This window comes from Rhizobacter sp. P3_B12, assembly GCF_056402895.1.
In genome coordinates, this window is sequence record NZ_JBFUGN010001337.1 from 1 (window position 1) to 1,306 (window position 1,306).

A 1,306-nucleotide genomic window follows, 5' to 3' on the forward strand; every position below is an offset into this window, starting at 1 on the left:
CTCAATCCCTGGTCTCGCACCATGCGAACCACTTGCAGCTTGAACGCCGCATCAAATGCCCGGCGGGCTCTCTTCTTCTCGGTCATGCTCTTCTCGTCCTCTGCGGGAAAATCTCCCATCGAGGTGTCCATCAGAATTGGACCACGTCAGGAGTCTAAGAGTGCTTTCTGAACCGGCCGGTTTCCGTCGCGTAGGTCCAGTAGGTGAAAGACGCTCAGATAGGGCTGTTCCGCCAGTGAGAGCGACTCCTCAAGCTGAGGCAAAGCAATGGCGTGAAGCCTCCGCATCGCGGCGAAGTTCTCAGGTAGAGTGCGGGCCGCCGAATCCTCGCCGCGGGCACTGAACCCCGCGCGCTTGAAGTAGGTTCCTCGAATGAGTCGCACCGCATAGGACTTTGGCTGAGCTGCCTGCCACTCGTCGAGCCTGAGCAGATCTCGTTCGGTAAGCTCATAGAACGAGCGATAGATCTGCCGGAGCGCGAACTCTGACTCATGTCCGGCCGTGAAGCGCTTCTGGAACGCGACGGTCTGTGCCTCCAAGCGGCTGAAGTTTCCTTGCCTCAGCAGATCTAGCCATGTTTGCTCCACCTGCGCATTCGTCGTCGTAAAGACGAACACTAGAGTAAGTGCCAAGAGCCGCAGGGTATGTTTGATCATCATCGACGCCACAGAGGAACCTAACGTTGAGATGAGAGGCGGCGCCCGGCTTGCCGTGTGACGTCCTCTCGATTGAAGGGCTAAATGTCCGTCGGTAGAACAGAATCATTTGACTATTTGATTGGAAGTCTATCGAGCCGATATGGTTGCCAAATCTGATGAAGAACTTTGCATGCGTTGTGATGTTCGACCCAGCTTTACAGCCAGCCGCCCGTAGGCAACCTTGGGGCGGCCCGTAGTCACGTCGAGATATTGTCTCGGCGGCGCATCCCGCGACTACCAGTGCAATCCAGCTGATGACCAGAGCACCGGGCAACGGTTGCGCGATGAATCTCATGTCGCTTCTCCGTGCCGCCGGTTGGTCAACTGTGGTGCGGCTGTAGGCCATTCGAACACGGGCGCGAGCCACCGCAATCGTGGCGCAGCCGCCGTCGGCTATGGCGACTACTCTTTCGACCTCCAGGCGGTCCGAAAGGAGCCCCCTGGCGGAAGGCAGCCAATGGCCGAGGCTGTGTGAAAACTCAAGACTCGAAGCATTTTGGGGGTCTTCTCACCCCTACCTGAATGTCGATCGTCGAATACAGAGCGATCTGGGAGGTCGATTTCGATGGCGACCTTCAACGCGGCGAGTTTTCACACAGCCTCGGCCG

1 protein-coding gene is annotated in these 1,306 nt (G+C 57.8%); it reads right to left on the reverse strand.

All coding sequences use genetic code 11. The features are described from left to right. Positions 1–146 precede the first annotated feature (146 nt). Positions 147–656, reverse strand: coding sequence for a hypothetical protein (locus tag AC1D01_RS35025; RefSeq protein ID WP_477874173.1), 510 nt, complete (start codon positions 654–656; stop codon positions 147–149). Positions 657–1,306 lie beyond the last annotated feature (650 nt).

Coding starts and splice junctions, on each gene's coding strand:
- AC1D01_RS35025 (WP_477874173.1), bottom strand. CDS start 656: ATGATCAAACATACCCTGCGGCTCTTGGCACTTACTCTAGTGTTCGTC.